The sequence below is a fragment of the Streptomyces vulcanius genome (assembly GCF_042653945.1).
GTDB classification, from domain to species: domain Bacteria; phylum Actinomycetota; class Actinomycetes; order Streptomycetales; family Streptomycetaceae; genus Streptomyces; species Streptomyces mangrovi.
The window spans coordinates 1-5832 of sequence record NZ_JBHSFK010000095.1 but is presented as its reverse complement, the minus strand read 5'-3'; the positions used below and the strand labels follow the sequence as shown (position 1 = coordinate 5832).

The following is a 5832-nucleotide window of genomic DNA, read 5'->3' as shown; positions in this document are numbered from 1 at the left end:
TATCCCACCCCACACGACACATCACCCGACCCTCATGCCCCAACCGCAGCGGGTACCTCTTCCGTACCGCACCCCTGCACGACAAGAAGCAGACTATTTGCGGACGAGACAGATGAAAACGACCTCTTAGCCAATCCACCCTCGGGCTCGTCGGCTTGCGCGGCGATGGCTTTGACGATGCCCGGTCTGGCGGCCTCCAGAAGCAGTCGCCCGACCAGGCGTTCGGCGAGTCGGTCAGGGCCGGCGAAGGTGTGCAGGTCCCCCGCTGGGTCGCGGGCCGTGGAGGAAGCCGTCAACACGGAGGCCGACGATGTGATTGAAGTCGACCGCATGCATGCGACACGACCGCCCGTGCTGGGCAACTGTGCGCGAGGGGGTTACTCGCAGCGTCTCCCTAGGACGTGGGCGGGCTCGTAGCCTCAAGGGCATGGACAACCGCAGTGAGGTTCGAGACTTCCTGGTCTCTCGCCGTGGCAAGGTCACTCCTGAGCAGGTGGGCCTTGCCGCTTCCGGTGGCGCCCGCCCCCGCCGGGTCACGGGCCTTCGCCGCAGCGAGGTCGCCCAGCTGGCTGGGGTGTCGGTGGAGTACTACACCCAGATGGAGCGCGGCAACGTGGGCGGTGCCTCCGAGGGCGTGCTGGATGCCGTCGCCCGTGCATTGCTGTTGGACGAGGCCGAGCGGACGCACTTGTTCGACCTGGCCCGGGTGGCCAATACCGGCGCGGTGGTGCGACGCCGTCCGGCCGCACAGCGGATGCGCCCGGTGATCCAGCAGATCCTGGACAGTCAGTTCTCCCCCGCCTGGGTGGGCAATGGCCGCTGCGACATCGTGGGGACCAACCGCCTGGGCCGGGCGTTGAATTCGCCCTTGTTCGACGATCCTGCCCGGCCGGCCAATATCGCGCGGTTCCGGTTCCTGAGCTCGCGGGCGGCCGACTACTTCCGTGACTGGGATGACACCGCCCGCGAGATCGTGGCGGTGCTGCGCACAGAGGTAGGTAAGAACCCCTATGACAGGGCGCTGAGTGATCTCATCGGGGAGCTGTCCACCCGCAGTGAGGAGTTTCGCACGCGATGGGCGGCGCACGACGTGCGGCACCACCGTACGGGCATCAAGCGGCTGCACCATCCGGTGGTCGGTGACCTGGACCTGGCCTACGAGGGGCTGGAGCTGACCGCCGACGCCGGACTGACGCTGGTCATCTTCACCGCCGAGCCGGGTTCGAACTCCCAGCACGCACTCGACCTGCTCGCCAGCTGGGCATCCACACCCGCCGAGCGGGAACGAGACCAGTCGCAGGAGCAGCGCCCGTCCTAGCCGTCGGCGTATCCCGGCTCGCCGTAGACCGACCATACCTCGACCGGATCCGCAACGGTGACGGTGGCGACATCGTCAACATGTCCTCCGTCGCTGGCCGCTCGGCCCGTGCCGGCAACGGCGTGTACGCCGCGGCCCAAATGGGCTTCCACGGATGGTCGGAATCGCTGCGGCACGAGGTGCTGCCCGATGTCCGGTCTGTGTCATCGAGCCCGGCGCGGTCGCGAGGGAACTCCCACCCGCATCGCCCATGGGCAGGCGAAGGCCGTCGCGGAACAGCTCTACAGCCAGGCGACCGTCACCGTGGGCGACATCGCCGAAGTGATCGTCTTCGCCGTGGAGCGGCCCAAACAGCGCCTCGCCATCAACGAGAGCCTTCTGCTCCCCGCCGCCCAAGCCTGAACACCACACAACGCAGCAGCACCTGGGAGATCATCATGATCAAAGCCAAGTCCCACCGCAGACGGCGCCGGCTGGTGCCGACGCTGTTGGGCGCACTCGCTCTCCTTGTCTCGCTGAGCGGTGGTGCGCAAGCCGCTCAGGCCGCGCCCCCGCCCGATCCGGCCGGTTGTTCCACGGACGGCCTGCGGTCGTCCCTGAACATCGACGGGGTGACTGTCGATCGCGCGGAACTCAACACGACGGGGACGTTCGCGCCCGCGCCCGGCACAGAATCCCAGTTCGGTGGTCCGTTCACCGACCTGCCCGCCTACTGCGATGTCACTCTCACCCGCACCGACACGGCGAACAACCGCATCACCATCAAGATGTGGCTGCCCGAGCGCTGGAACGGCCGCTTCCAGGGCGCCGGCGGCGGTGGTTTCTCCTGCGGCATCAACTACGGCCTCATGGCCACCGGCGTGACGACCGGCTACGCCAGCGCGTCCACCAACTGCGGTCACGACAACTCGTGGCTCGACGGCAAGTGGGTCCTCAAGCCCGACCTCACCCTCGACCAGCCGCTGCTGACCACCTTCGCCTCGACCGGCATCCACGAGATGACCGTGACCGGCAAGGCCGTCACCAACGCCTACTACGCCAAGAAGCCCGCCTACTCCTACTTCAACGGCTGCTCCATGGGCGGCCGTATGGGACTCATGGAGGCCCAGCGGTACCCGAAGGACTACGACGGCATCACCTCGGGTGCTCCGGCCGTCAATCAGCCCCAGGTGCTGCCTTCGCTGATCTGGCCTCAACTGGTCATGAAGGAAGCCAACCACCTGCTGCCCACCTGCAAGCAGGAAGCGTTCACAAATGCCGTGGTGAAGGCCTGCGACCGTCTCGACGGCGTCGCCGACGGCGTGATCGGCGCCCCGGCCGACTGCCGCTGGAACCCGAACAGCCTCATCGGCGCCAAGACTGCGTGCGGCACCATCACGCCCAAGGACGCCGCCGTCATTGCCAAGATCTGGCAGGGACCGAAGGTGAACGGACGATTCCTGGGGTACGGCCTCGAGCGGGGCGCCCCGTTGTCCTATCTCGCAGTGACCACTGCTGCCAATGGGGCCTTGAGTGGACAGCCGTTCTCCGTTGGTCTGGACTGGCTCGGCAGCTGGGTCCAGCGCAACCCGGACTGGGACTGGCACACGCTCACCTATGACAAGTTCGTCCAGCTCATCGACCAGTCGGTCAAGGAGTTCCCCGCTTTCTCCACGGACGATCCGGATGTTTCCGCCTTCCGGAACAACGGTGGGAAGCTCGTGCTGTGGCATGGGCAGGCCGACCCACTGATCAGCTCCCAGGGAACGGTCTCCTACTACCAGCGCGTCCAGCAGGCCAACGGCGGAGCCAGAGCAACGAACTCCTTCGCCCGCCTCTTCCTCGCCCCTGGCGCCGGCCATTGCGCCAACGCCGCAGGACCGATCCCCAGTGATCCGCTGGCGGCAGTCGTGAACTGGGTCGAGCACGGCCGCGCACCGGCGACCCTCCCCGCCACACTCACCGATCCCGACACCCAGAAGACGACCGTGACCAGGAGGCTGTGCGCGTACCCGCTGGTCGCCCGCTACAAGGGTCACGGCGACACCGCGAACGCACGTAACTACCACTGCGCGGCCGGCTACACGCACTGATCTCGTCGTGCACACGTAGCTCGGTGTTGTGGGCCGGGCCACCGTCCCGGCCCACAACACCCACGCCTGAGGGGCACTTGAACCGGAGTGTCCGGCGAGGCCGCCAATGGTACGGATGAGGGCGGCGAGGCACGGGTCTCGCCCCCTGGAACGATCAAATAAAACGAACATTCATTCGGAGGTATGTGAGATGGCGTGGACCACTACTGACATCCCGGACCAGCACGGCCGGACGGCCGTGGTGACCGGTGCCAACGGCGGGCTCGGACTGGTGACCGCCCGCGAGCTCGCAGCGAAGGGCGCGCACGTCGTCATGGCGGTACGCAACCGGCAGAAGGCCGTCGACGCGGTCGAGCAGATCCGTGCGAGCGTGCCGGACGCGTCCTTGGAACTGGTGACGCTGGACCTGTCCACGCAGGCTTCGGTACGCGAGGCCGCGACCCAGATCCTGGGCGCGCACCCCCGCCTCCACCTGCTGGTCAACAACGCGGGTGTAATGGGCATCCCCCAGACCAGGACGGTGGACGGCTTCGAGATGCAGTTCGGCGTCGACCACCTGGGCCACTGGACACTCACCGCGCTGCTGCTGCCCGCGCTGCTGCGCACGCCCGGGTCCCGGGTCGTGACGGTCACCAGCACCGCGCACCACACGGGTCGTGCCGTCGACGTCGCCAACCCGCACCTGGAGGACAACTACGGGCCGTGGCGCGCCTACGGCCAGGCCAAGCTTGCGAACTTCCACTTCGGCCTGGGTCTGCAACGCGAGCTGGAGCAGGCCGGTGCGAACACGACCAGTCTGATCGCGCACCCCGGCCTGTCCGACACCGACCTGCAGTCGGTCAGCGTCCAGCAGTCGGGCGGCGGCGCGTCGCAGCGGTTCTTCCACATCTTGGCCCGGTACACCGGCATGTCCGCCGATGGTGGCGCGCTGCCCCAACTGCGCGCCGCCACCGACCCGGCCGCGAAGGGCGGCGAGTTCTACGGCCCACTGTTCGTCAACAACGGAGCGCCGGTGCGCAAGCCGGTCCTGCGCAGGATCGGGATGGAGAGCGCCATCGCCAAGCTGTGGCAGGTCTCCGAGCGCGAGACCGGCGTCGCGATCGACCCTCGTACCTCGAGCACCGCCTGATGGCGGCCCCGACGGACCGGTCGGCGGCCGTACGCGCCGCCCTGCGCACGCCCACCCCGAGGTACCCGGGAGACCTGCTCGCGGGTACGGCTCTTGCGGAGGGCATCGATCTGTCACGGGAGCATGGTCTGCCGGACGACATCGCGGGCTTCCTCACTGCGAGCCGACAGCGCCAGGAGGCGATCGCCCAGCGGCGCAGACGTGTGATCACCGTTCTGGCCACGTTGCTGGTCCTCGCGCTGCTTGCCGGCGCGGGGGCGCTCTGGCAGTGGCAGACGGCTGTCGCTCAACGGGCGGCGGCCCTTTCCCGGCGGCTCGCCACCGAGTCCGGGACGCTGATCAACGTTAACCCTGATCTGTCCTCACTGCTGGCCGTCCAGGCATACCGCACCAGCCGCACGCCCGAGGCCCTCGCAAGCCTGCGCACCGACGCGTACCTCCCCCCGGGCCGGCGTCTGCTCGGGCACTCCGATGCAGTGAACTCGGTGGCGTTCAGCTCCAAAAGTCACACCCTCGCCACCGGGAGTTCCGACGGCACCGTGCGCGTTTGGGATACCGACAGCGGCAAAACCCGCACCAGGCTCAGAGGGCTTTCCGGCGAGGTGAACTCGGTGGCGTTCAGTCCTGACGGCGCCACCATCGCCACCGGAAGTTCCTATAGCGCGTGGCTGTGGGATGCCGACACTGGCAAACCCCGCACCCCCCTGACCGGGCACACCGACACGGTGTTCTCCGTCGTGTTCAGCCCTGACGGCCATACCGTCGCCACCGCCGGCGCAGATGGCACCGCGCGGCTGTGGGATGCCGCCACCGGCAAACCCCGCGCCAAGCTCGCCGGGCACACCGCTTAGGTGCCCTCCGTCGCGTTCAGCCCCGACGGCCGTACCCTCGCCACCGCCGACTCTGGTTGGACCACGGGTCTGTGGGACGCCGACACCGGCAAAAGCCGCATGACCTTGATCGGGCAGCACGCCGAGGAGGTGACTTCAGTTGCGTTCAGTCCGGACGGCCGTATCCTCGCCTCGGGCAGCGGCGACAAGACGGTGCATCTGTGGAATGTAGCCCTCCCTGAACCCTCCGAAGCAATCCGGAAGATCTGCCAAGCCGTCAACCGGGACCTGACCTCGCAGGAACGGACCGCCTATCTCGCAGACCAGTCAGCAGGCCCCGTCTGTTCCTCCCACCCCTAGGGTCCGTCTTCAAAGATCATCGAATGGTGGATCATGATGAGGTGATACGCCGTCATGAACTCACTGACCAGGAGTGGGAGTTACTCGCTCCCCTCATACCGCGGGCTGCGACGGGGCGGCCGC

General features: G+C 67.7%; 6 protein-coding genes and 1 pseudogene. All 7 read left to right on the top strand.

Features of this window, described 5'->3' with window-relative positions:
• The first annotated feature begins 427 nt into the window (after nucleotides 1–427).
• The 7 genes and pseudogenes from ACFPIH_RS55960 to ACFPIH_RS55930 all read left to right on the top strand — a co-directional run bounded on the left by ACFPIH_RS55960 (nucleotide 428) and on the right by ACFPIH_RS55930 (nucleotide 5709).
• On the top strand, nucleotides 428–1318 hold the full coding sequence (locus ACFPIH_RS55960; protein WP_381187973.1) for a helix-turn-helix transcriptional regulator: 891 nt from the start codon (nucleotides 428–430) through the stop codon (nucleotides 1316–1318).
• Between the two features lie 80 nt (nucleotides 1319–1398).
• Nucleotides 1399–1455, top strand: a pseudogene (locus ACFPIH_RS55955) (hypothetical protein); the annotation flags it as partial.
• A 52-nt stretch (nucleotides 1456–1507) separates the two neighbouring features.
• Nucleotides 1508–1720 carry a hypothetical protein gene (locus ACFPIH_RS55950; RefSeq protein ID WP_381187979.1) on the top strand — a complete coding sequence of 71 codons (213 nt, stop codon included), beginning with the start codon at nucleotides 1508–1510 and terminating at the stop codon, nucleotides 1718–1720.
• 35 nt (nucleotides 1721–1755) lie between these two features.
• On the top strand, nucleotides 1756–3390 hold the full coding sequence (locus tag ACFPIH_RS55945; RefSeq protein ID WP_381187976.1) for a tannase/feruloyl esterase family alpha/beta hydrolase: 1635 nt from the start codon (nucleotides 1756–1758) through the stop codon (nucleotides 3388–3390).
• 190 nt (nucleotides 3391–3580) lie between these two features.
• Entirely contained in the window at nucleotides 3581–4519 is a 939-nt protein-coding gene (locus ACFPIH_RS55940) for an oxidoreductase (protein WP_381187970.1), read from the top strand.
• Nucleotides 4519–5370, top strand: coding sequence for a WD40 repeat domain-containing protein (locus tag ACFPIH_RS55935; RefSeq protein WP_381187967.1), 852 nt, complete (start codon nucleotides 4519–4521; stop codon nucleotides 5368–5370). The genes ACFPIH_RS55940 and ACFPIH_RS55935 overlap by 1 nt, the downstream gene beginning before the upstream one ends.
• A complete protein-coding gene (locus ACFPIH_RS55930) occupies nucleotides 5371–5709 on the top strand; it encodes a WD40 repeat domain-containing protein (RefSeq protein ID WP_381187964.1) in 339 nt (112 codons plus the stop codon).
• The last annotated feature ends 123 nt before the right edge of the window (nucleotides 5710–5832 follow it).